22 protein-coding genes and 1 riboswitch are annotated in these 23,531 nt (G+C 59.8%); of the genes, 9 read left to right on the plus strand and 13 right to left on the minus strand.

The genetic code is table 11. The features are described from left to right. Positions 1–36: 36 nt before the first annotated feature. From glyS to AC2FNC_RS02255, 3 genes are read right to left on the minus strand one after another with little or no spacing between them, the layout of a single operon-like run. Complete coding sequence (gene glyS, locus AC2FNC_RS02245) at positions 37–2,256, minus strand: glycine--tRNA ligase subunit beta (RefSeq protein ID WP_496714528.1); 2,220 nt, start codon at positions 2,254–2,256, stop codon at positions 37–39. A 9-nt stretch (positions 2,257–2,265) separates the two neighbouring features. Then, positions 2,266–3,513, minus strand: coding sequence for a sodium/glutamate symporter (gene gltS, locus AC2FNC_RS02250; RefSeq protein WP_480604170.1), 1,248 nt, complete (start codon positions 3,511–3,513; stop codon positions 2,266–2,268). After that, positions 3,489–4,010: a DUF6446 family protein gene (locus AC2FNC_RS02255; protein WP_480554683.1), complete on the minus strand. Its 522-nt coding sequence runs from the start codon at positions 4,008–4,010 to the stop codon at positions 3,489–3,491. Before AC2FNC_RS02255 ends, gltS begins: the two co-directional genes overlap by 25 nt. A 78-nt stretch (positions 4,011–4,088) precedes the next feature. Between AC2FNC_RS02255 and AC2FNC_RS02260 the strand changes: the two genes are divergently transcribed. After that, the gene (locus AC2FNC_RS02260) at positions 4,089–4,721 is read left to right on the plus strand and encodes a MarC family protein (RefSeq protein ID WP_496714529.1); all 633 of its coding nucleotides are present in this window, start codon (positions 4,089–4,091) and stop codon (positions 4,719–4,721) included. A gap of 5 nt (positions 4,722–4,726) precedes the next feature. Here the strand turns inward: AC2FNC_RS02260 and AC2FNC_RS02265 are convergent, their stop codons facing one another. After that, positions 4,727–5,659: a glycine--tRNA ligase subunit alpha gene (locus AC2FNC_RS02265; protein WP_267363360.1), complete on the minus strand. Its 933-nt coding sequence runs from the start codon at positions 5,657–5,659 to the stop codon at positions 4,727–4,729. A gap of 207 nt (positions 5,660–5,866) precedes the next feature. Between AC2FNC_RS02265 and AC2FNC_RS02270 the strand changes: the two genes are divergently transcribed. Beyond that, positions 5,867–7,606 carry a serine protease gene (locus tag AC2FNC_RS02270; protein ID WP_496714530.1) on the plus strand — a complete coding sequence of 580 codons (1,740 nt, stop codon included), beginning with the start codon at positions 5,867–5,869 and terminating at the stop codon, positions 7,604–7,606. Between the two features lie 70 nt (positions 7,607–7,676). Here AC2FNC_RS02270 and AC2FNC_RS02275 read toward each other — a convergent pair whose 3' ends face one another. The 5 genes from AC2FNC_RS02275 to metZ all read right to left on the minus strand — a co-directional run bounded on the left by AC2FNC_RS02275 (position 7,677) and on the right by metZ (position 14,222). Next, complete coding sequence (locus tag AC2FNC_RS02275; protein ID WP_480919427.1) at positions 7,677–9,251, minus strand: 5-guanidino-2-oxopentanoate decarboxylase; 1,575 nt, start codon at positions 9,249–9,251, stop codon at positions 7,677–7,679. Beyond that, positions 9,251–10,699 (minus strand): TrkH family potassium uptake protein, encoded by a 1,449-nt coding sequence (locus tag AC2FNC_RS02280; protein ID WP_480476522.1) that lies wholly within the window; start codon positions 10,697–10,699, stop codon positions 9,251–9,253. The genes AC2FNC_RS02275 and AC2FNC_RS02280 overlap by 1 nt, the downstream gene beginning before the upstream one ends. A gap of 59 nt (positions 10,700–10,758) precedes the next feature. After that, positions 10,759–11,397 (minus strand): hypothetical protein, encoded by a 639-nt coding sequence (locus tag AC2FNC_RS02285; RefSeq protein ID WP_480493441.1) that lies wholly within the window; start codon positions 11,395–11,397, stop codon positions 10,759–10,761. A 283-nt stretch (positions 11,398–11,680) separates the two neighbouring features. Then, a complete protein-coding gene (gene folE2 / locus AC2FNC_RS02290; protein WP_480476518.1) occupies positions 11,681–12,784 on the minus strand; it encodes a GTP cyclohydrolase FolE2 in 1,104 nt (367 codons plus the stop codon). A 247-nt stretch (positions 12,785–13,031) separates the two neighbouring features. Beyond that, complete coding sequence (gene metZ / locus AC2FNC_RS02295) at positions 13,032–14,222, minus strand: O-succinylhomoserine sulfhydrylase (protein WP_496714531.1); 1,191 nt, start codon at positions 14,220–14,222, stop codon at positions 13,032–13,034. 61 nt (positions 14,223–14,283) lie between these two features. Further along, positions 14,284–14,361: riboswitch (SAM riboswitch) on the minus strand. Positions 14,362–14,484: 123 nt separating this feature from the next. Here metZ and AC2FNC_RS02300 point away from each other — a divergent pair. Both AC2FNC_RS02300 and AC2FNC_RS02305 read left to right on the plus strand, forming a co-directional pair. Then, complete coding sequence (locus AC2FNC_RS02300) at positions 14,485–15,183, plus strand: glutathione S-transferase N-terminal domain-containing protein (RefSeq protein WP_496714532.1); 699 nt, start codon at positions 14,485–14,487, stop codon at positions 15,181–15,183. A 133-nt stretch (positions 15,184–15,316) separates the two neighbouring features. Next, positions 15,317–16,273 (plus strand): calcium/sodium antiporter, encoded by a 957-nt coding sequence (locus AC2FNC_RS02305; protein WP_496714533.1) that lies wholly within the window; start codon positions 15,317–15,319, stop codon positions 16,271–16,273. 148 nt (positions 16,274–16,421) lie between these two features. Here the strand turns inward: AC2FNC_RS02305 and AC2FNC_RS02310 are convergent, their stop codons facing one another. Next, positions 16,422–16,919 (minus strand): hypothetical protein, encoded by a 498-nt coding sequence (locus tag AC2FNC_RS02310; RefSeq protein WP_496714534.1) that lies wholly within the window; start codon positions 16,917–16,919, stop codon positions 16,422–16,424. Positions 16,920–17,159: 240 nt separating this feature from the next. After that, entirely contained in the window at positions 17,160–17,531 is a 372-nt protein-coding gene (locus AC2FNC_RS02315) for an OB-fold nucleic acid binding domain-containing protein (RefSeq protein WP_480476508.1), read from the minus strand. A gap of 127 nt (positions 17,532–17,658) precedes the next feature. On the opposite strand from AC2FNC_RS02315, the gene AC2FNC_RS02320 reads away from it, so the two are divergent. Beyond that, a complete protein-coding gene (locus AC2FNC_RS02320) occupies positions 17,659–17,982 on the plus strand; it encodes a 2Fe-2S iron-sulfur cluster-binding protein (protein WP_209504265.1) in 324 nt (107 codons plus the stop codon). After that, positions 17,982–18,725: an FG-GAP repeat domain-containing protein gene (locus AC2FNC_RS02325; RefSeq protein ID WP_496714535.1), complete on the plus strand. Its 744-nt coding sequence runs from the start codon at positions 17,982–17,984 to the stop codon at positions 18,723–18,725. The genes AC2FNC_RS02320 and AC2FNC_RS02325 overlap by 1 nt, the downstream gene beginning before the upstream one ends. A gap of 134 nt (positions 18,726–18,859) precedes the next feature. Here the strand turns inward: AC2FNC_RS02325 and purD are convergent, their stop codons facing one another. After that, complete coding sequence (gene purD / locus AC2FNC_RS02330) at positions 18,860–20,128, minus strand: phosphoribosylamine--glycine ligase (protein WP_480516606.1); 1,269 nt, start codon at positions 20,126–20,128, stop codon at positions 18,860–18,862. Positions 20,129–20,204: 76 nt separating this feature from the next. On the opposite strand from purD, the gene xseA reads away from it, so the two are divergent. Then, positions 20,205–21,689, plus strand: a complete 1,485-nt coding sequence (xseA, locus tag AC2FNC_RS02335) for an exodeoxyribonuclease VII large subunit (protein ID WP_496714536.1) — start codon at positions 20,205–20,207, stop codon at positions 21,687–21,689. Between the two features lie 3 nt (positions 21,690–21,692). Further along, on the plus strand, positions 21,693–22,334 hold the full coding sequence (locus AC2FNC_RS02340) for a glutathione S-transferase family protein (RefSeq protein WP_480554673.1): 642 nt from the start codon (positions 21,693–21,695) through the stop codon (positions 22,332–22,334). On the opposite strand, the gene AC2FNC_RS02345 is transcribed toward AC2FNC_RS02340, so the two are convergent. Next, a complete protein-coding gene (locus AC2FNC_RS02345; RefSeq protein ID WP_480516600.1) occupies positions 22,335–22,715 on the minus strand; it encodes a hypothetical protein in 381 nt (126 codons plus the stop codon). It abuts the gene before it with no gap. Between the two features lie 155 nt (positions 22,716–22,870). Here AC2FNC_RS02345 and AC2FNC_RS02350 point away from each other — a divergent pair, with 155 nt between their 5' ends. Continuing rightward, positions 22,871–23,509: a lysoplasmalogenase family protein gene (locus AC2FNC_RS02350; protein ID WP_480554672.1), complete on the plus strand. Its 639-nt coding sequence runs from the start codon at positions 22,871–22,873 to the stop codon at positions 23,507–23,509. Positions 23,510–23,531 lie beyond the last annotated feature (22 nt).

The following is a 23,531-nucleotide window of genomic DNA, read 5'->3' on the forward strand; positions in this document are numbered from 1 at the left end:
TGCGTTGTGGGCGCGCCTGCCAGTGCGCCCAGTCGTTTACCCTTCGATCCGGGTCAGATCGGCCACGCTGGAGCAGATCTGCCGGATCTGGCTGAGAAGGTTCAGCCGGTTGCGGCGAACAATGTCATTGTCGGTGTTGACCTGCACATCCTCAAAGAACGCATCCACCGGCCCGCGCAGCCCCGCCATGGCGGCCATGGCCGTGGGGAAATCTTCGGATTTCAGCGCGGGTTGGATTTGCGCATGTGCTGCATCCAAAGCGGCAAACAATGCCTTTTCGCTGTCGGTCTCGGCGAATTTCACATCCGCACCGTAGGAATATTCCACCCCGTCCTTTTCTTCGGCCTGGGTCAGGATGTTGTTGGCGCGCTTGAAGCCCTGCACGAGGTTTTCGCCATCTTCAGTCGCGATCACCGCGTTCAGCGCGCGGGCGCGTTTCACCAACAGGTTGAGATCATCATTGCCGTCCATCGCGATACAGGCGTCAATGACGTCGTGACGGATGCCTTCGTCGCGGAGGAAGACCTTGAGGCGGTCGTGGAAGAAGGAAAGGAGATCGTCGGATGCGTCGGGGATCTTCTTTTCAAGGCTCAGGAAATCGGCACCCGACAATTCTCCCAGCCTTTCCTTGACAGTCTGGAAGGCTGCGCCAAACACGCCATGATCTGCGATTTCATCCAACAGTTCGTCAACATTTTCAGCCGCCAGCGCCTCGTTTGCAGCGCTTTCAGCACGCAGCAGCTGTCTGTCGAAAAACTGATCCAGATGCAGACGCAGGTCATTGTCGAGCACCAACCGGATAACCCCCAGCGCCGCACGGCGCAAGGCAAACGGGTCTTTCGAGCCAGTAGGCTTTTCATCAATCGCCCAGAACCCGGTCAGTGTGTCCAGCTTGTCGGCCAATGCAACGGTCACCGACAGCGGAGCAGTGGGGACATCATCCGACGGCCCCAAAGGCGAGTAGTGCTCTTGCGCGACGGCGGCCACGGCGGCATCTTCACCTGCCGCTTCGATGTAATACCGCCCCATAAGGCCCTGAAGCTCAGGGAATTCGTAGACCATTTCCGAGCTGAGGTCGGCCTTGGCCAGGCGCGCGGCTTTTTCAGCCTGATCGGCATCGGCACCGGTTACTGGTGCCAGTTCGCGGGCCAACGCGGCGATACGACCGATCCGGTCGGCCTGCGTTCCCAGTTTGTTGTGGAAGGTGACGTTCTCCAGCGCGCGGGTCCATTGTGCAATGTCCGATTTGGCGATGCGCAGGTCATTTTCCCAAAAGAACTTGGCATCGGCAAGACGGGCTGACAGCACTTTCTGATTGCCCGCCAGAATGGTCGCGCCATTGTCCGCGGTTTCGCGGTTCGCAACAGTGACGAACCGTTCAATCCGGCCCGTTTTGGGATTGCGGACCGAGAAGAACTTCTGGTGTTCTTTCATCGAGGTTTGCAGCACCTCGGGCGGCAGGTCGAGGAATTCGTCGTCAATCTGTCCCATCAGAACGACCGGCCATTCGACCAGCCCGGCGACCTCGGCCAGCAGGCCCTTGTCTTCGACCAGTTCAAGACCGGCGGCAAAGGCCATGTTCTGGGCGTCGTTCCAGATGTGCCGGGCGCGTTCCTCGGGGGACAGGACGACAAAAGCCCGCTTCAGCTTGGCCGCGTAATCGTCGAAAGACGTGACCGAAAAGCGGTTGGGCGCCATAAAGCGGTGGCCTGCTGTGGTGTCGCCGGACGAAATGCCGTCGACATCCATTGGAACCACCTGCGCCCCGGCCTCATCCGTCAGAATGCACAGGATCGAATGCAGCGGACGCACCCAGCGCAAGCTGCCACCGCCCCAGCGCATGGACTTAGGCCAAGGGAAATTGCGGATGGTGGTTTCGAGCACTTCGGCAATGATCTCTGCCGCAGGGCGACCGGCCTTTTCGATGGTGGCGAAATAGATGGCCCCCTTGGGCGTTTCGCGTTCTTCCAGCTGATCACGGGTCAGGCCCGCGCCGCGCAGGAACCCTTCGATTGCCTTGTCGGGTGCGCCTACTTTTGGACCCTTGCGTTCTTCCCGGATGGTGGGGCTTTTCGCCAGCAGCCCCTCGACCGCCAGCGTCAGGCGGCGGGGCGTGGTCAGGGCGGCCGCGCTTGCATAGGTCAGACCGGCCTCGACCAGACCATCGGTAATCCGCTTTTTCAGATCCTCGCCGGCACGGGCTTGCATCCGTGCGGGGATCTCTTCGGAGAACAGTTCGATCAGCAGGTCGGGCATTGTCGGTCCTTAGAAATTGACGATCGTCTGAATGACGATGGCATTGGCGATATCCACAAAAAAGGCGGATACAAGGGGCAGCACGATAAAGGCAATAGGCGATGGGCCATATCGCTTGGTCACGGCTGTCATATTTGCGATAGCGGTGGGTGTGGCCCCCAACGCAAAGCCGCCAAACCCGGCGGCCAGTACAGCAGCGCGATAGTTGGACCCCATGACCGGGAACAGCACCCAGAGGACGAAGAGCACCGCGAACACCGTCTGCGCTGTCATGATCACTGCAATGGCCATGCCCAGCTGCGCGATGGTCCAGAGTTGCAAGCTCATCAGCGACATTGCAAGAAACGCGCCCAGCGCAAATTCCGAAATCAGCGCCAGCGACGGTGTGCGCGACACTTTCGGAGCGCCGGGAAACAGCGCGTCCCGCAGATTGGCGATCACGATGCCCATGATCAGGCAGGGCACGAACAGCGGCAGCTTCAGCCCGGCGGCGGCAATTGATTCATTCAGCGCATACCCCGAGATGATCGCCAGGTTCAGGTGCAGCAGGACGCGCATGACGGTCAGATGATCGATGCTTGCGGAGTGCCCGTCATGCTCATCCGGCAATCCGACGCTGGGTTCTTCGTCAGGGCGGTCAGGCGTCAGGCCGCGCCGTTCGACCAACAGGCGCGCAATCGGTCCGCCAACCAGCGCAGCAAGGACCAATCCAAGGGTGGCGACTGCCACACCCAGTTCGGTCGCGCCGTCAAGGCCCGTTGCCTGCGCCACATCCGGCGCCCATGCAATTGCCGTTCCGTGCCCACCGATCAGGGCAGCCGATCCGAACAACACACCGGCCTGTGCGGGATAGCCGAAGATCGCCGCCCCAGCCGCGCCGATCACATTCTGAAAGACAATCGTCGCCAGAGTAAGAATCAAAAGCAAGATTAACGGCTTACCACCCGCAATGAGGTCAGACAGGCGGGCGTTCAGGCCGATCCCGGCAAAAAACAGGACCAGCAGGAAATCGCGGGCTGTCAGGCCAAAGGACAGTTCGATCCCGAATACCAGATAGAGCATCAGAACCACCAGCGAGGCCAGCAGGCCTCCTGTTACGGGTTCGGGGATGTTGAAATTGCGCAGGGTTGTCACACGTGCGTTGATCTCGGCCCCGATCAGATAGACCGCAAACCCCAGAGTGGCTGTCAGGAAATCGGGGATTTCTATGACATGGCCCACGATCTGCTCCTTCAGTTTTCCGGGCGCGGCGGGCATTCCTCGCCCACGACGGTACCGTCATAGGCTTTTTCACCACAATTGTTCAACGCGTGCCAGACATAGCCCTTGCCATCCGCGGTGATCGCCACAATCCGGTCGACGCCGAAATGGATGTTCTTCACCCCCATGAACGCCCGCGCCTGCCCGGATTCAAGCGCATCCGCCAAAGACACCGCATCGTAGCATTCAAACCATCCCGGTGCGGTCAGGGGTTCGGAGTTTTCGACAGGCACGTATCCAGCCATCTGGTCCGGCGACAATTCGGTTTCGAAGCAGGCACGATACCGGATCGGCGAACTGTCGGCGTCGATTGCCTGAAACCCGGAATAGGCGATGGGCTCGGGCACACCGCCCGAATCCGTAATCAGGGCAACGTCCTGCCCCGGTTGCGGTTCGACCTCATAATAATAGCCGTAGACCTGTAGATAATACATGCCGACGCCTGCCACGATGGCCGACAGCAGCAGAAGAATTGTCAGCAGTTTTCCCGTCATCTTTCAGGCCGCCTCTTTCAAGTTCTTGTAAAATAGGACAGGTTTCATCCGGGGACAGGCAGAAACGAGGTCAACACGATGGAATCCACCCTTGCCGTCGGATTTTTCGGCGCATTGTTTGCGATCATGAACCCGGTCACCAACCTGCCGGTGTTTCTGAGCGTCACTCAGGACCTGTCCGCCGCCGAACAACGCAAGATTGCGGCCAAAACAGCGGTTTACTGCCTGATCCTTGGCGGCGCCTTTGCCTTGGTCGGTAGTCAGGCGCTTGGCCTTTTTGGCATTAGTGTCAATCATCTGCGCGTCGCCGGTGGTCTGGTTGTCATGATGATCGGCCTTAACATGCTGAACGGACACGAAAGCACCTCTCATCACGGGACGAAGGGGGAAAAGGACGCTTACCCCGAACCGGATACCGTCGCCTTTTATCCGCTGGCCTTTCCCGTTTTGGTCGGCCCCGGCACGATCACCACGCTGATCCTGTATGCACACCAGATCAAGAAGCCCGTAGAAGCCATTGTTTATGCTGGTGTATTCCTTGCCATTGTTGGCCTGCTTCTGATCACGTTCTGGAACGCGGCCTGGCTGGCCCAACGCCTTTCCGACACCGCGCGCGTGATCATGAGCCGCTTTATGGGGATGATTCTGGCGGCTATCGCCGTCAGCATGATCGCGGACGGCCTGAAAGCCCTGTTGCCGGGGCTGGCCTGATCGCCTCATCCGGCGCTGAACCCGGCGGCCTCGGTCTGCACAAAGGCATCCGCGCATTGCTTGGCCAGCGCCCGCACGCGCCCGATATAGGCCTGCCGTTCGGTGACCGAGATCACGCCCCGTGCATCCAGCAGATTGAAGATGTGTGACGCCTTGATGCATTGGTCATAGGCCGGATGCGCCATGATGATACGCTTGCCGGTTTTCGGGTCGTCATGTGCCTGCGCCAGGATAGTGGCGCATTCAGCCTCGGCCTCTTCGAAATGGCGCAGCAGAACCTCGGTATTGGCCACGTCAAAGTTCCAGCGGGCGTATTCCTCTTCCGTCTGTTTGAAGATGTCGCCGTATTTCAGTGGGCTGGGCGATTGCGGATCGTTGAACGGCATGTCCATCACGTGGTCGATGCCCAGCACATACATCGCCAGACGCTCGAGCCCATAAGTCAGCTCGCCCGAGACAGGCGTGCAGTCATGGCCGCCGACCTGCTGGAAATAGGTGAACTGGCTGACTTCCATTCCGTCACACCAGACTTCCCAGCCAAGCCCCCAAGCGCCCAGCGTGGGGCTTTCCCAGTCGTCTTCGACAAAGCGGATATCATGCAGGTCCATGTCGATGCCGATGGCCTGAAGGCTGCCCAGATACAGCTCCTGCAAATCCGGAGGGCTGGGTTTGATCAGCACCTGATACTGGTAGTAATGCTGAAGCCGGTTGGGGTTTTCGCCATAGCGCCCATCCGTGGGACGGCGCGACGGTTGAACATAGGCTGCGGCCCATGCCTTGGACCCCAGCGCCCGCAAAGTGGTAGCGGGATGGAACGTCCCTGCCCCGACCTCCATGTCATAGGGTTGCAGAATCGCGCAGCCTTTCGAGGCCCAGTAGGACTGAAGCCTAAGGATGATTTCCTGAAATGAACGCGGTGCACTGGTCGGTTCGGTCATGACATTCCCTCTGGGCGCCCCGTGCGCCCGGTTCCGGTCGGTTTGGCCCTTCCTATGCAAGGGGCCGAGGGGCGTCAACGGGGCTTTGGGCTGTGGCTGTATCTGCGCGGCCACACCACAAATTCCCCGCATTCACAGCATGGTATTTGGCAAATGAAATCGCGTATTCTGCACCTCAGTACAAACACCGCATAACACGGGCAGACTATGACACGCGTATTTTCAGCAATTCTTTTGTTTCTTCTGGTCGGCCTGCGCGCCGCGACCGCACAACAAGATCCCGGCGTCTGGGTTCAGGTCGAGGCGCAGCCGTCGCTGCGCGAAGCGCAGGACCGGGCGCAAGCCTATGCCAGCACCCTGCCCGATGTGAACGGGTTTCGGCTGAACAGCGGCTGGTATGCCATCGTCATTGGCCCCTATTCGCGCGGCGATGCCGAGCAGGTTTTGCGCGTATACCGGGCCGAGGGGCAGATCCCGCGTGACAGCTTTGTCGCGTTTTCAAGCGCGTTGGGGCAACAGTTCTGGCCGGTCGGCGAAAACGCGGTGAACCGCGACGTTGTTAGCGTGCTGACAGAACCGGCAGCACAGGCGGAAGAACCCGTGGCGGTTACGACCGCACAGGATTCGGATGAAACCCGCGAACAGGCGTTGCAATCCGAGCGCCTTTTGACGGCGCAGGAACGGAAAGACCTGCAAACAGCCCTGCAAGCGGCGGGTTTCTATAATTCGACCATCGATGGCGCTTTCGGTCAGGGAACCCGCCGGTCGATGGGCGATTGGCAGCGCTTCAATGGTTATGAGGCGACAGGCATTCTGACCACGGTGCAACGCAAGGCCCTGATAGATGAATACAACGCGCCGCTGATCTCGGCCGGGATAGAACGGTATTCCGATGACGCAGCCGGAATTGCGCTGGACATGCCGTTAGGTACAGTCAGCTTTGATCGCTATGAGGCGCCGTTCGTGCATTTCAAAAGCGCCTCGGACCTGAACGCCCAGGCCCTTTTGATCAGTCAGGAGGGTGACAAGAACACGCTGCGCGCCCTTTACGAGGTGATGCAGTCGCTTGAGATTGTTCCGCTGAACGGCCCGCGCGAGCTGGGTCGCGACCAGTTTACCCTTGAAGGGCGCGGCAATGGGATCGTGTCATTCACGCAGGCGCGGCTGGATGATGGAAAGATCAAGGGCTTTACACTCGTCTGGCCCGAAGGGGACGAAGCGCGCCGCCTGCGTGTTCTGGCTGCGATGGCGACCAGCCTGAGCACAACCGGCGCGGTTCTGGATGCCGCCGCCGGTGCGGATGCGGAACAGCGCATCGATCTGGTCTCGGGTCTTCAGATCCGCAAGCCCCGGTTGTCGCGGTCGGGCTTTTTCGCTGGTGCGGACGGCACGGTTCTGACGGTGTCCGAAGCCGCCGAAAGCTGCACCCGGATCACTCTGGAAGGGGATCAGGAGGTTCAGCTGGCGCTGACGGACCCGGAGCTTGGTGTTTCGGTTCTGCGTCCTGCAAAAGCTCTTGCCCCTATGAGTGTTGCTGCTTTCAGCACCACCCAACCGCGCATCCAGTCCGAAGTGGCCGTATCCGGCTTTTCCTACCAGGGGGCTTTGGGCGCACCGACGCTGACCTACGGCCAAATCGCGGATATCCGTGGCCTGAACGGCGAGACGGGTGTCAAACGGCTGGCGCTGAACGCACAGCCCGGCGATGCGGGCGGGCCGGTCTTCAACGACAGCGGCAACGTGGTTGGCATGCTGCTGCCCACACCGTCCGAGGGGCGCACCCTGCCCGCGTCAGTCAGCCTTGCGGCAACGGTCGAGCGGTTGACAGAAATCCTGACGAAAGCCGGTGTTTCCGGTCAGTCGAGCGAGGAAACCACCCGGATTTCCCCCAACGAGCTGAACCGGCGCGCGACCGGAATGACGGTTCTGGTGCATTGCTGGGATTGAACGCGCGCAGATATTGAAACCAGACATTGAAACATCAAAGCGCCGCATGAACCTGCGGCGCTTTTATTTGTTACAGAATGTCCGGGGTCACGTGGATCAAGGTCGGGACAGGTGCATCGAAAGCCGCGCGAACCGCGCTCTGCATCTCAGCCAGAGATGAAGGGGCTGAGGCGCGCGCGCCAAAAGCTTCGGCCAGCTTGCAGAAGTCCGGGTTATGCGCCACCACTGCATTGGGCGCGATCTGGCTGCGGACCATGCTGTCTTCGATTTCTTTCAGTTTGCCATTGTCCCACAGGATGATCGGCAGCGACAAACCCAGTTCGACCGCAACACCCAGTTCCTGCATCGTATAGTGGAACCCGTAATCCCCGGCGATAACCGCCGTTGGTTTGCCGCGCCGCGCCACCGCGCCGCCAATTCCGGCCGGTAGACCATAGCCCAGCGTTCCGAACCCGGTCGGATGGTGCCAGTGATGCGGATAGGCCATGTCCCACACCTCTTTCGCGACATAGGCGAATTGGGTCATGTCGGAATAGATCATGGTATCAGCGGGCATCGCGGCGCGCAGCGCATCGGCCACTGCTGCAATTCCGGGCCGTTCGGCATCCACCTCGGCCCGCCACCGGGCGCGGGTTTCGGATATTTCGTCGGGCGACCAGCCGGTTGCCGGTTTCAGGTTTTCGGTCGCCTGCCACAAGGCGCGGGCAAAGCTTTCGCTGTCGGTTTGCAGTTTGATCGCGGCGCGATGGTGGTCCGACAGGACTTCGGGATCAAGGTCAACGCGGATCAGCGTTGACGAATGCCCAAGGTCGCTGCGCCACAGATCGACCTCGCCCAATTCGGCGCCGACCGCGATGACCAGATCCGCCGAGGCGATAACCTCGGCGCTGCCGGGGCGCGGCAGCGACGCGCCGAAATCCAGCGGATAGTTTGCGCCCGGCAGCCCGCGCCCTGCGTATGTAGTAAAGCATGCAGCCCCAAGCTGTGTCAGAATCTGCCGCCAGTCGTTGGACTTGCAACCGCCCCCAAGAATGAACAGCGGCCTGCGCGCAAGGTTCAGCATCGAGACAACCGGCGATACGTCAGGCGGCAACGCCTTGGTGCGCAACGCAGGCTGGTTGGGGAAAGGTGCCGGATCAGCCTCGGCCTGCAACTGCGCGATTGGCACCTGAATGTGCTTGGGGCGCGGGCGCGACAGCTCGAATTCTTCAAAGGCGCGTTCGACCAGCGCATAGGCGGCCTCGGCCGTGTTGGCCTGTGCCGACCAGTGTGCAACGGTTCCGGCCGCAAGGCGCTGGTCCTTCATCTGGTGCAACTGGCCGCGCAGCGCCTGTGTTTCATCAAGGCAGGACGACACCACCAGCATCGGCACCGAGTCGCTGTAGGCCTGCCCGATCGGCGTCATGATGTTGCACAGGCCGGGCCCGGTGATCACATAGGCAACCCCCGGCTTGCCGGTTGCGCGGGCATACCCATCGGCCATAAACCCCGCCCCCTGTTCGTGACGGGCCAGAACATGTTGGATGCCAGCCTCTTCCATGCCGCGATACATTTCCTGATTGTGAACGCCGGGTATACCAAAAATCACGTCCACGCCACGATCCTTGAGCATATGCGAAATCTGCGCGCCAAGGGGTCTTTTCATCAGCCTCTCCAGAATTGAACAGTGAAGATCGCGTAAACGGCCAACAGCTCGAGCCGCCCGACCAGCATCCCGATTGTCAGCAACCATTTAGCCGTGTCGTTGAGATTTGCGAAATTGCCCGCTGGTCCGATCTGATCGCCCAGACCGGGACCGACATTGGCCAGCGCGGTCGCTGCCCCGGAAACGGCTGTGATAAAGTCCAGACCGGTCAGCGCCAGCGCCCAGGACAGCACGCCCATCGATAGGACAAAGAACATGAAGAAGCTCATCACCGAGGTCAGAATACCCTGCCCCACAGGCCGCCCATCATAGAGCGGCACGAACACGCCATGCGGAGACCTGATCCGTTTGATCTGACTTTTGATCGAGGCAAACAGCAGCTGATAGCGGAATATCTTGATCGAACATGCGGTCGATCCCGCGCAGCCGCCAATCAGGCCGATCAGGAAGAACATCATGATCGGAAAGCTGCCCCAGCCCATGTAATCGACACTGGCATAGCCGGTGCCCGAGATGATCGAGGTGATGTTGAACAAAGATTCCCGAAACGCCTGTTCCCAGTGATGCGGAAAGACCGATGTCAGGAAAATCGACATGATGATGACCAGAACCAGAATGGTCGCCAGAAACACGCGAACTTGACTGTCTTTCCACAAGGACGCTGTATGGCCGTTTGCCAGCTGGACGTAGCGCACAAAAGGAAGCGCCGCCAAAATCATGAAGACCGACGCCGCATATTCGGCGGGCCCCGAGAAGGTTCCGAACGAGGCGTCATAATTCGAGAACCCGCCGGTCGAAAGCGTTGTCAACGCATGTACCAGGGCGTCGAAAAAGTTCATTCCCAAACCGGCGTAAACCAGCGCGCAGACAAGTGTCAGGAAGACATAGATGAGCGAAATCTGACCCGCGATCTCTTGCGCGCGAGGCAGGATTTTTCCCATTGTTTCAAAGCCTTCCGAGCGGAAGATTTGCATGCCACCAACGCGCAGCTCGGGCAGGAATACCATGGCGACAACGATGATCCCGATGCCCCCCAGCCATTGCAGGATACCGCGCCACAGCAAAAGCCCCTGCGGCAGGGTGTCCAACCCGGAAATCACTGTTGAACCTGTTGTTGTCAGGCCGGACATCGCCTCGAAATACGCATCGACAAAGCGCAGCTCGGTTTCACCGAACAGAAACGGAATTGCGCCAAACAGGGGCAGCGCCGCCCAAACACCGGTTGTCAACAGGAAGGTCTGGCGGATGGTCAGCCCTTCGCCCACACCGTTCGAGCAGCTCATCGCCAGAACGGACCCGGTCAGCGTCGTGATAATCGCGCTTTCCAGAAACACGTGCCATTCCCCGCGCCCCTCGATCAGGTCCGCGAGCATAGGCAGCAGCATGGTCGCCCCAAGAATGGCGACCAGCAAGCCAATCACATATCCGACCGGGCGAAGATCCATCATGACGCGCAGGGTTGGCGTGCCAACCCGACCGTGTCAAGCAGATGATCCCGGTTTACCCGTCAGTTTTTGGCATCTGCTCCGGGCATCACGGGTGGTTTGGACGGGGCACGAGTTTTTCGCGCCTGTGGTTTGCGCGGCTCTGTGGCCGGGGCAGATTTCGCCTGCACCTCAGCCGGGGCAGGATCGGCCGGTGTCGGCTTAACCTGCGTTGCCTGAACAGGCGCCGGTTTTGCAGGGGCGGGCTTGGGCGTTACGGGCGACACGGTTGCGGTCGCAGGTGTCACCGTAGATTCAACAGGTTTTACTGCTATTTCATCACTAACCGCTGGTGTCGGTTTGGCTGCCGCCGGGGGTGCTGCCGTGGGCCGCGGACTGGCTGAGAACTCAACCGGTGTGGCCGCCGGCTTGGACGGTGCAGGTTTGCGGGCCAGCTTTTTCTTGGGCGTTGACGATTTCACCGGTACGCGTTTCGCACGGGTCGCGGCGGGTTTGGGATTGGCCACCGGTTTTTCCGCCGGTGTTTCCACCGCAGGAACCGGTGCTGATGCTGCCAGGTGCAGGGCGTGGACCGGCACCATCGGCAGTTCAAGTGCCGAACGGGTCATGATCTGTGCGATCTTGATCTGGTTGACGATCGCATAGCCAGCCATGCGTATAGCTGCGGCCTGAAGCTCTAGCGGTTGGGTAATCGGATTCATTCCATAGATCTCCTCTGAAAACGATGCAGCCCGAAGAGTGAGGGTAAAGCGCCCTGCCCGCTCGGAGGGTCCGGGCGGAGGTAGGGGTCTTGCAGTCCAAGGCGTCTCACGTCTCGGCTTCCTTTCGGGTGACACACCATTGAGCGCGCCGGTGTGCCGAAGCTGCATTCCCCGTCAGGATACAGGAAGTCTTCACGCAATTGCAGCATTTTTGCTGCACTGCGGCGAATGAGCGCCGATCAGATAAATCTCTGATTAAATTCTAGCCACTTACCCGAGACGTTCAGCCAACGTGAAACAGGGTCGTAAACAGTTTCGGGTCCAGGCTGGACGCGGTGAAGGTTGGGCCTTCGGTCAGAATCGACACGGCGTCATGGCTGTGCAGGCTCTCTTGATGGCTTGCGACAACGCGAAAATCGCCAACGTGATGATCTGCCAAAAGCTCGGCGCAGAACAGGCGCGCGGCATCTTCGACAAAGATCGGATTGGCTGCGTTCAGCTCGGCAAATGCCTGTTCATCTTCGCGTTTCACCATGACCTGCGTTTCCGTCGGAACCGCACGGCGGCACAGCGCAATCAGGTCTTCAAACCACAGGCAATCCGCATCACAGTCCACGACAACCGAGATCCGCGCGACGGAGCGCTGCGAATGCGGCGTCGCCAGCTGACCACGCATCGACCGGGCATGTTCGCTGAGTTCCAAAGAACATGGGCAGGTCGAGGAATAGACATAGTCAAGGTGCATGATCTTTAGACGCACACCGTTCTGTTCGACCAGTTCCAGCGCTATATCGTAATACTGGTACCCTTCAAGGCCCGAGCGCAGGCTTTTGATCCTGTCCGGGTAGGAAAAGCGCATCTGGATACGGGCGTCGAAGCTGTCCAGATCGGACATGTAATCGTCCAGAGCGGATTCCATGACCTCAAAGCTGAACGTCCGTTCCGCATGTTTGTAGAAAGATCGCATTATCCGGGACATATTGATGCCCTTTTTCTCGGCCTCGAGGCTGACCGTGCCGGTGATCGAGGTTTCCAGCGTCAGGTCTTCGCCCTCTTTCCGGTGGAAGCGGATCGGCAGGCGGAAGTTCGAAATACCCACATGTTGAATCTGCTGTTTGGCCCCACGGATCAGGCTGGACGGGCCGTTCTGCAAATCCGGCAAGGATGCGCGGTACGCCGCATCGACAGTAAAGTCATCGGGGTAAGCGCGCGAAAAGGGCGGATAGTTGCCCGCCGCCAGACCGGGCAGCAGCCGGGCCACAGCCGGGTCAAGCTGGTTTATCTCGGCTTCCGAGGCGGACTTTGCCCATTGCCGCAAAACGTTCAAAGCCTCGGCAGCCTTGTCCCGATCCGGTTTTTCATCAATGTCGCGCGGGTGAACGTTCATCAGCGGCAGTTCCTTGGTTGGTCGTCGGACTATATATGACTGATGGTCTAATACCAGTCTAACCCGATACGTCGGCAATAGCAGCCCGGATTGAAAAATCCGGCGCAAAACCGTCATCTCGCAACAGTTAGCGCCTTTTGAAGGCGGGAACAGCGGGTGGTGCGCCTGGCTGCCGCCCGAAACAGAGTGGCCGCATGGGCAGGCAGCCAGCCCCCACGCACGAAAAGGGCGCGCGGGGGGCTTTGGTTTATTTCTGCGAGGCTTCCAACGCTTGCTGAAGGTCGGCCAGCAAGTCACCGGCATCCTCAAGCCCGACGGAAAAGCGGATCAGACCTGGTGTAATGCCCAGCTGGTCCTTCTGCACGTCACTGAGACGCTGGTGCGTTGTTGTCGCCGGGTGCGTCGCGATGGATTTGGCATCGCCCAGATTGTTCGAAATCACAGGAATGGTCATTGCGTTCAGGAAGGCAAACGCCGCATCCTTGCCGCCCTTGATGTCCAGCGACAGCACGGTTCCGCCCTTGCCGCCCAACTGGGTCTGAACCAGCGCGTTCTGGGCATGGGTTTTCAGACCGGGGTAAAGTGTACGTTCCAGCGCCGGGTGCCCTTCCAGCGCCTCGGCAATCTTTTGCGCGCTTTCGGCTTGAGCATTGACCCGCAGCGCCATCGTCTCAAGACCCTTGAGCATGATCCACGCATTGAACGGGCTCAGCGCGCCGCCGGTATGCTTAAGATAGGGTTCAACTGTTCCTCGGATGAAGTCCTTGGTTCCGATGATCACACCGCCCAGCGCACGGCCCTGCCCATCGATATGCTTGGTCGCTGAATAGACGACCACATCCGCACCCTGCTGGATCGCGCGCGAGAACACCGGGGTCGAGAACACGTTGTCCACCACGACAACGGCTCCGACCGCATGGGCCAGATCGGCCACGGCGGCGATATCGATCACCTCAAGCGTGGGGTTCGACATGGATTCAAAGAAAACGGCCTTGGTGTCCGGGCGGATCGCAGCCTTCCACTGTTCCAGATCGGTGCCGTCAACAAAGGTCACGTCCACGCCATAGCGGCTCAGGATGTTTTCAAGGATATAGAGGCACGAGCCGAACAGCGCCTTGGCCGAAACGACATGGTCCCCGGCCTTCAGCATCGAGGTCAGCGCGCCGTTGACGGCGGCCATACCCGAGGCCGTCGCAAACGCATCTTCGCCGCCTTCCAGCGCCGCGACGCGCTGCTCGAACATGGACACGGTCGGGTTGCCGTAACGGGCATAGATGAACTCGTCCGGGCCACATTCCAGAAACCGGGCCTCGGCCTGTTCAGCGTTTTCGTAGACGAAACCCTGCGTCAGAAAAATCGCCTCGCTCACCTCGTTATACTGGCTGCGACGGATGCCGCCATGGACGGCTTGGGTGCGTTTGTTCCAGTTCTCGCTCATCTCAATCCTTTCAGCCTCGGGTGGAGGCAAACAAAAAACCCCAGACGCGGCCAAGCGAAAGGGGTCTTTCATCCTGACCTTTTAGCGGTGTTGTTTAGCGTGGCCCGCAATCCGGTAACAAATCGCCACGTAGCTTCAGGATCGCAATACGCCTCGGGCGGTTCTCGGTCAAGCCCGGCCTGCGGTTCGGTCACGCTTTCGTAAGCGGTACTTGCCGAACCGGCAGAAACCCGCATGATCCCCGTCAACATCAGGAGAACACATGGCTGACCCGATTGATCTGTATTTCTGGCCGACACCGAATGGCTGGAAAGTTTCCATCGCCTTGGAAGAGATGGAGCTGCCCTACACCACCCATCTGATCAATATCGGCAAGGGTGACCAGTTCGACCCCGGTTTCCTGAAGATCGCGCCCAACAACCGGATGCCCGCCATCGTCGATCCCGACGGGCCGGACGGCGCACCTATTTCGGTTTTCGAAAGCGGCGCGATCCTGATGTATCTGGCCCGCAAGACCGGGCGGTTCTATGGCAGGACCGAGCGCGACCGGATCGCGGTCGAGGAATGGCTGATGTGGCAGATGGGAGGCGTTGGCCCGATGGCGGGTCAGGCGCATCACTTCCTGAAATACGCCCCGCAACTGGACCCGCCACAGGACCTGCCCTATGCCAAGGACCGCTACCGCGCCGAGGTCGCGCGCCTTTACGGCGTACTGGACCGGCGGCTGGCCGAAAACGAGTATGTCGCGGGCGATTTCTATTCCATCGCCGACATGTCGATCTGGGGCTGGGCCAGCCTGTGGGAAGGTCAGCGGCAGGTGCTGGAGGACAAGCCGCACTTTGCCCGCTGGCTGGAGACCGTCAGCGCCCGCCCAGCCGTTCAGGCCGGACGCGCGCTTTATGCCGAGTTGCGAGGGGATCACCGGGACAAGCAGGCGCAGAGCGTTTTGTTCAAGCGGTAAGCTTGTTCCATGGCCGGTTTTGAGGTCAATCTTACGTATGCTGCGTGATGCGCGAATATCCGCCTTTGCTATTGTATAGGTTTGGCAAATCATTACATGAGCGACGGAAATCCTTCAGAAAGACCCACTCAAGATGTACGCGGCATTATTTGTCGTTTTTGGCCTTGTTGGCTTGATGGTCGGTGGCGAATTGGTGGTGCGCGGATCGGTTTCTGCTGCCAAGTCGTTCGGTATTTCACCGATGGTCATTGGACTGACACTGGTTGGCTTCGGAACGTCAACACCGGAACTGGTTACAAGCTTGCAAGCCGCGCTTTCCGGTTCTTCAGGCATTTCAATTGGGAATGTTGTCGGCAGCAACATTGGGAACATTCTTCTAATACTCGGCATCGCAGCACTCATCGCGCCTATCGCCGTGAACCCGAGAGCATTCCGCCGGGACGGCACGGTGGTCGTGATAGTAATTCTCCTTTGTTTAAGCGTAGTTCTATACGGCGAAATCAGCCGGCTGATCGGCGCAGGGCTTGTCGTCACCTTGGCGGCCTATCTGGGCTTCACACTGTGGTCTGAGTATAGGTCCGAAGGCACGCCAGCCGCAGCTGTCTACGAGAACGAAGCAGAAGCCGTGATCGGCCCAGAAACATCACTTGCCGTGTCGTTACTAATCACCGTTGCAGGGCTGGCAATCACGATATTTGGGGCAAAGCTCTTGGTGACAGGTGCCGTGTCTCTCGCTGAGACAGCGGGGCTTTCGGAGACGGTAATTGGGCTGACAATTGTTGCAATCGGAACCTCAATGCCGGAACTCGTCACTTCAATCATCGCAGTTCGGAAAGGTGAGGGAGATGTCGCACTCGGGAACGTCTTGGGCAGTAACATCTTCAACATCTTGGGTATCCTTGGCGTAACTGTTCTGGTGCAACCTATGGTCATTCCTGGCGAGATTATTCGTCTCGATATCTGGGTTCTGTGTGCCTCAACGCTTGTCCTTATCGGGTTTGCCCGAAGCGGCTGGTCAATCAGTCGGCGCGAGGGCGGGCTCTTTGTGCTCGCTTACGTTGTCTATCTTGGTGTGCTTCTGGCTCGATAAGCGTTCACTCGGATAGCCTAGCTGTCTAATGAAGCGGACCTTTACAGCGGTGCAGTTATGGCCCGCTTTGTCCCCGTACCGGGTTACTCCGCCCCGCACCAACACGACCAGCACCCCCGGCAGCGAATCCTTGGCGCGGGGCGACCTGTCAGCGAAACTGGAATTCAGGTTCCGCGGGGAAAGACATGGATATGCCTGTCCAGTGCCCATTGCGCAGCCTTGCAACGTTCCGCCCGTCAACACGCATCCGGGTCGTCAGGACAAATGCGGCCTGCCCTTTGCGCGCTCCGGCTTTCTGGGCTGCGCCGTCAGAACGCTCTGCCCTTTCGAAAAGCATCCCATCGGGTTTTGCCGACCGCCGGGACCGAAAGCTCGGGACCAAATGCGGCTTTCGATCCGCTTTCTCCGCCGAGCGCGACGCCTCCATCCGCTTGAGTTGCTGCAACTCCGACCGAAGCCTTTTTGCAGTCTCAACCTGCCTGCGTTCAAAGGAATAAGCGCTTAACGCCTCATCGATCATTCGGGCGGTATGAACATATCCCGCTGAACGCGTGAGTTCCGAGAGCTCAGCCAGACGGTCGGAAATCCGGCTTTCGTCCAGAGAGACGGTATTTTGGAGCGATCCTTGGTGTGTTGCGTTGAGCATCCGAACTGACTCTGAAAAGACGTTGAGTGATGCGCAATCCGGCCCGAGCTTTGACACAAGCCGATGCGCAAAGATGCGTGTCACTACTCGCCCGGTGCCAAAGAGTCGACCATCCCGCGTTCAAGTGGCGGAAAAGCGCCTTAATCGCGCATTTGGGGCATAGAAAACATATCGCCCGCCCTTCAGGCGCGGGTTTGCGGCACTGCGACGGACAATGTCGGATTGATCCGCACAGCAGGCCTAACCCTGCCCCTGCACCAGCAGGTCCAGCATGCCCGAGATATCCTCGATCTCTTCCGCGATCACATGGGTCACCGAATGCGCCCGCTGCATCCGGCCCGTCACCTTCAGCAACCGCCCCGAGATCACCGCACGGCGGAAGCGTTCGTAGATTTTGCGCCAGACCACCACGTTGACGATCCCGGTCTCATCCTCAAGCGTCAGAAAGATCACGCCTTTGGCTGTCCCCGGCCGCTGCCGCAAGATCACCAGCCCGGCCACGGCCACACGCGCCCCTTCGGGCGGGGCCTCCAGCTGGGCGGAGGGCAGACAGGACGGCGGTCGCGGCCAGTCCCGGTTTGAAATCGCGCGGTGAAAAGGGGCAGTAAACATAAGAACAAAAATAGAACAAAATACAGGAAAGTCCAGACACGGCGCAAGGAGTCGCAAATGAGGCTGGAAACACCTAACTCCCTTCACTAAGGAAGGTTTCGAACATCGCAAAAGGAAGACGCACGCAATGGCAAAGATCACCTATGTCGAGCATGGCGGTACCGAGCACACTGTCGAGGTCGCCAACGGACTGACTGTCATGGAAGGGGCCCGAGACAACAATATTCCCGGCATCGAGGCCGATTGCGGCGGTGCCTGCGCCTGCTCGACCTGCCATGTCTATGTCCACCCCGACTGGGTCGAGAAGATCCCGGCCAAGGACGACATGGAAGAGGATATGCTGGATTTCGCCTATGAGCCCGACCCGGCCCGCTCGCGCCTGACCTGCCAGATCAAGGTGACCGACGCGCTGGACGGTCTGATTGTCCAGATGCCCGAAAAGCAGATCTGATGCTGTCCAAAGCGCCGCGTCAACCCGCCCGCCTGTGGCAATGTCGGGTGCGCAGCGCTTTGCTCCCTTTTGGCATGTGGTGCGCGCTGCCAATCGCTGTCCCGGCGGACACCATCACCGACGCTCGCTTCACGGAACCAACCACGCGATACGCGCATGGTGTTTTGGGCGACAACATCGAATACGGCGCACTAGAACTTGTGGTCAATGACACAGTCGTAACGGTTCGCCTGCCACAGGACCGTGTATTCGAAGACCTCGCGCCGCGTCTGGCAGACATCGACAGGGACGGCGCGGTTGAAGCAATTGTCGTTGAAACGCAGGACACAACAGGCGCTCAGCTTGCGATCTACAACACCGCTGGCGAAAAAATCGCGGCCACACCTCATATCGGCGCACGTTTCCGCTGGCTCGCCCCGGTCGGTGCTGCTGATCTGGATGGTGACGGCAATATCGAAATCGCCTATATCGACCGTCCCCACCTGGCCAAAACCCTGCGGATCTGGCGCTTCAAAGATGGCGGCCTGACCGAAATCGCCGCTTTGCCCGGCCTGACCAACCACAAGATCGGTGAGGATTTCATTTCCGGCGGCCTGAGGAGCTGTGGTGAACCCCCTGAGATGATCCTTGCCAGCGCCGACTGGTCGCAGATCATCCGTGTTTTTTATCAAGATGGCTGGCATCTGACGGACCTGGGCCCGCTCAAACACCGCGACAGTCTCACATCAGCCCTAAAGTGCTGATCCGCTTCTTCATCTGGCCAAAAATATCCTGGGGGTGAGCGGTTGAAAGGAAATCGTCCAGTGGACGATTTCGACCCCGAACGCGCGCAGCGCCGGGAGGCCGCGAGGCCGAGGGGGCAAAGCCCCCTGCCCGATCATCCCTCCAAAGCGCGCCAGCCGATATCGCTACGATAGAACCCTTCGGGCCAATCCACGGCATCAACCATCTGATACGCCCGGTCGCGCGCCTCTTGCAGCGTTTTTCCGCGCGCGGTCACGTTCAGAACGCGCCCGCCGACGGCCTGCACCTGCCCCGCAGCCTCGCTAGTGCCGGCATGAAACACCATATTGCTGCTGTCCTCGGGCATGCCGTCCAATCCTTTGATGACCGTGCCCTTCTCGTAGGTTCCCGGATAACCTTTGGCCGCCATCACGACCGTCATCGCGTGATCATCAGCCCAGTTGACCCGCATCTCGCCCAGCCGCCCTTCGGCGGTGGCATGCAACAGGTCCATCGCCTGCGCGCCCAGACGCATCATCAGGACCTGACATTCCGGGTCCCCAAAACGGACGTTGTATTCCACAAGGCGCGGCTGGCCGTCCTTGATCATCAGCCCCGCATAGAGAATTCCCTGAAACGGTGTGCCCCGGCGCTTCATTTCGGCAATGGTGGGGCGCACGATTTCTTCCATCGCGCGCGCTTCAACTTCCGCACTCAGAACCGGCGCCGGAGAATAGGCACCCATCCCCCCGGTGTTCAGGCCGGTATCCCCTTCGCCCACCCGCTTGTGGTCTTGTGCCGTGCCGATGGACAGGATGTCTTGGCCATCGCACAGAACAAACAAAGACGCTTCTTCGCCGTCCATAAACTCTTCGATCACGACCTCGGCCCCCGCGCCACCAAAGGCACCTCCGAACATGTCGTCAATGGCGTCAAGCGCCGTGTCTTCGTCCATGGCCACGATCACGCCCTTGCCGGCGGCCAGACCATCGGCCTTGACCACGATGGGCGCGCCCTGTTCGCGGATATAAGCCTTGGCGGGTTCGGGCGCGGTGAACCGCGCATAAGCGGCGGTGGGGGCATGTGCCGCGTCGCAGATTTCCTTGGTAAAGCTTTTCGAGGCTTCCAGCCGGGCCGCTTCGGCAGACGGTCCGAAAACCAGCACCCCGGCTTCGCGCAGGCGATCCGCCACTCCTGCTGCCAAGGGGGCCTCGGGGCCGACAATCACGAAATCAATCGCGTTTTCCTCGGCAAAGCTGACGACGGCCCCGCCGTTTTCGATATCCAGAGCGGCACAATCCGCGATCTGAGCGATCCCGGCATTGCCCGGCGCCACGATCAGACGGTCGCATTTTGGGTTTTGCATCACCGCCCAGGCCAGGCTGTGTTCGCGCCCGCCGCTGCCGAGAATAAGGATGTTCATGGGGTCGTCTCCGATCTGCTTGGCCTCGCCTGCGCGGCGTTCTAAGCTGGGTGAGCATTTGAAACAAGGCGCTGAAATGTCCGACCTGCTTGATGACCCGATTCCGGGCCAAAACACCCCTGAATACACGGTTTCCGAGGTATCGGGCGAGGTAAAACGCACGCTGGAAGGCGCGTTCGGGCGAATCCGCGTGCGCGGCGAAGTTGGCCGCGTGTTCAAGGCCCGATCCGGGCACCTGTACTACGACATCAAGGACGACCGGAACGTTTTGGCCTGCACAACATGGAAAGGTCAGGTTTCCAGCCTCTCGGTCGTGCCAGAGGAAGGGCTGGAGGTTGTCGTCACCGGTCGCCTGACCGCTTTTGGCGCGCAATCCAAATACAACCTGAATGTCGATGAAGTTGCCGTTGCCGGTCAGGGCGCGCTTATGGCCTTGCTGGAAAAGCGCAAGAAACAGCTTGAGGCCGAAGGTCTGTTTGCGCCCGAGCGTAAGAAGCCCCTGCCGTATCTGCCGCAGATCATCGGCGTCGTGACATCGCCTTCGGGCGCGGTGATCCGTGACATTCTGCACCGGCTTCGGGACAGGTTCCCGCGCAAGGTGCTGATCTGGCCCGTAGCCGTGCAGGGCGCAAACTGCGCCCCCGAGGTTTCCCGCGCCATCGAAGGGTTCAACCAGTTTACACCCGGTGGCGCACTGCCCCGTCCTGACCTGATCATCGTGGCCCGTGGCGGTGGGTCGATCGAAGATCTTTGGGGCTTCAACGAAGAAAGTGTCGCGCGCGCCGCCGCCGCATCGGAAATACCGCTGATTTCGGCCGTCGGGCATGAAACCGACACGACCCTGATTGATTTCGTCTCGGACCGCCGCGCGCCTACACCCACAGCTGCGGCAGAGCTGGCCGTGCCGGTCCGCATCGAACTGCTCGCCTGGACCGGAGAGCAAGGCGCACGTCTGTCTCGCGCGGCAACGGACGCGGTGCAGCGCCGTTCGCAAAGGCTGCGCGATTTGTCCCGCGCCCTGCCGCGCCCTGACAGTCTGTTGAACTCCCCCAGACAACGCCTTGATTTGATTGCAGATCGCCTGACCCCAGCTTTGACGCGAGGAGTGCAAAACCGTCGCCTGCAAGTGGTGGAACTGTCTGCGCATCTGCGCCCGTCAACTCTGCGCGGTCTGGTTTCGGCCCGTCAGGAATCACTGCGCAACCTGTCTTCGCGCCTGTCCCTGCGACCGATTCAACGCGAGATCGGCCAGCATGCTCAAAACCTTGCCCGGCTTGGTGACCGGCTGAACGCGGCGCAGACCACGCGGCTGGATCGTCTGAAACATCAGCTTGAGGCCACCGACCGCCTGCGCGAAACGCTCAGCTACAAGGCCACGCTGGAACGCGGATATGCTGTGGTCCGCGCAGATGGGAATGTCATCACGACCAAAGCCGATGCCGCGAAACATACGGCGCTGGACATCGAATTCGCCGATGGCATTCTTGGCACCGGGACAGCCGCAAAGCAGCCCAACCGGAAAACCAAACCGGATGCACCAGGTCAGGGATCGTTGTTCTAAGCCATGCTGACAATCTGGGGCCGCAAAACGTCATCGAATGTTCAGGCCCTGATGTGGTGCGTCGGAGAGCTGGGGCTGCGCTTTCATCGCCACGATGCAGGGCACAGGTTCGGTGGGCTGGACACCGATGCCTTTCGCAAGCTGAACCCGAACGGCACCATCCCAGTACTCCAGGATGGTAATCACCCACCGCTGTGGGAGACCGGCGCAATCCTGCGCTACCTGGCGAATGCCTATGGCGGGAATGCGTTCTGGCCGCGCGACCCAGTCCAACGGGCCGAAGTCGACAAATGGGCGGAATGGGCCAAGATCAACATTGCGATGGATTTCACGGTACCCGTGTTCTGGCAGGTTGTGCGAACTGCTCCGGCGCAGCAGGACCAACACGCGATTAAACAGGCCGTTGCCGCACTGGAAAGCAAACTGGCACTTGCCGATACCCGGCTATCAGAAAACACCTACCTGTGCGGGTCCGATCTGACGCTGGCCGATATTCAGCTGGGACATATCCTTTATCGCTATTACGACATCGCCATATCTCGCAGGGTCCTGCCCAACCTGCGGCGCTATTACGAAAAGCTGACAGAAAGACCTGCATATCAGGAGCATGTCATGCTCAGCTATGATGAGCTTCGGGTGATCTAGTCAGACACCGACGTCGGGGCCATAACACACCATTTCTTCACCGATATCTTCCGCCTCGTACAGCTCGGTCGCCTGCGGGTCACCTTCAAACTGCGCGACGAGGCCACCGCCGGATCGCGTAAAGACCCAGCATTGCGGATCAAACCGGTCTTCGTAGATGAAACAAATCTGCTCTTCCTGCTGATACCAGACACCTTCCTTGCAATCGCCATCCAGAAAAGACCAGATCACGCGGCGGTTGGGCAAATAGCGTTCGACCCCGTAGACCTGCCCTTCGAACCCGTAAAACAGGGTCTTGCCCCGCGTATAGGTGTCGAATTCGGGGCCGGACAAAGGGGTCTGGGCCACAGCGGGCGGTGCGGCAAAACAGGCGAGAATCATCAGCGCTCGGAACATACGCCCATTGTGTCAGATGCGATCCGGCGACGCCATTCACCCTTTGGCCGAGGGTTGGCGAAACACGCTTAACTCCACGTAAGCGCTTGATTATTTGCCCCACTCGGGATGATGGTATTCGAAAACCGCAGTGAGGTGACATGACAACCTTTCTCTTCTGGATCGCCCTTGGCTGCGCATTGGGATACCTGCCCCTGACGGTCCGACCAGCCAGTTCCTTGCGCACTGTGCTGAAAACCGCCTCGGTCGCCGTGTTGGCAGTCATTGCGGTTCTGCAGGGCGGCCCATGGATGCTGGCCGTTGCGCTTGCACTGTGCGCGACCGGGGACGCGCTGTTGTCGCGTGAAACGGATGCCACGTTCATGGCTGGTATTGCCGCTTTTGCCGCCGGGCATCTGGCCTATATCGCCTTGTTTCTTTCGCATCCCGCCAGTTCCGCCAGCCTGATCTGGGACGCCCCCGCGATCGTGTGGTCTCTGATCATTCTGGGCATTGTCATGGCCACCTTGCTTGCCTCTCGGGCCGGAGATCTCAAAGGCCCTGTTCTGGCCTATATACCGATCATCCTTGGCATGGGGATCACCGTGCTGGCGCTGCCCCAGACAGGTGCCCTGCGATGGGCGTTTCCGGCTGCAATCGCCTTCATCGCGTCCGACCTGATCCTTGCAACGGAAAAGTTCCTGCTGCCTGCGAACCATCCCGCCCACAAGCTGACTCCCTATCTGATCTGGCCGCTCTACTGGGGCGCGCAATTTGGGTTCGTCTTCGCTTTTGCGTGACCCTTTGCAACTGCCGCAAATC

It is taken from the genome of Ruegeria sp. BHSA123, assembly GCF_059613425.1.